General features: G+C 48.3%; 1 protein-coding gene. It reads left to right on the plus strand.

Features of this window, described 5'->3' with window-relative positions; all coding sequences use genetic code 11:
• Positions 1-192: 192 nt before the first annotated feature.
• A partial coding sequence (locus I9W95_RS15880; RefSeq protein WP_225676647.1) for a DUF4372 domain-containing protein occupies positions 193-756 on the plus strand: 564 nt, incomplete at its 3' end.

Here is a 756-nt window from a genome sequence, read left to right on the forward strand (position 1 = left end):
GTATGGGTACCGGGACAACGACTACTTCTTTTTGAAAATCAAAGCGGCGTTTCCCGGTAAAGTGCGATGAACCATAAAAAAGCCACCTTACGGTGCACTGCTGTCCCACAGTTTGGGACAGCAAATGAAAAAGCCTGATTCCGAGTGTTATTCTGTTGTTACCACACACCAGAAAAAACAAGGAACCAGGCTTTGTCACATCATAACACCGCTTTTCATCAGTTGCTCAAACCTGTTTCGAGACATGAATTTGAGTCCCTCGCAAAAATACATCATTCCGGCCAGAAGCTGCGCTCTGCTACGCGGTGGGATCAGTTCATTGGCATGTTCATATCTCAGGTTTCTGATCGGCAGAGCTTGAGGGACATACACGCCAACCTGGAAGCTCAACGCCACAAGCTTTACCACCTTGGAGCTAAGCCAATTGCTCGCTCTACACTCGCCCGGCTGAATGAAAAGCAGCCGGCAGAGCTTTATCAGGGACTGTTCGGAAAGTTGCTTGCCCGCTGTAAAAATACACCGGGAAAACACAAATTCCGGTTCAAGAATCCTCTCTATTCGCTGGATGCCAGCGCGATTGATCTGGCGTTGAATCTCTTTCCATGGGCCGCACACCGGGATGACACTGCGAACGTGAAACTGAGTGTCGGCCTGAATCATGGCACTCTGATACCAGAGTTCGTGGCGCTTAGTGATGGCAATGAAAACGACATGATAGAAGGACGAAAATTTGATTTTCCTAAGGGAAGTATCGTT

The organism is Thalassolituus marinus (assembly GCF_020320395.1).
Taxonomy (GTDB): Bacteria; Pseudomonadota; Gammaproteobacteria; order Pseudomonadales; family Oceanobacteraceae; genus Venatoribacter; species Venatoribacter marinus.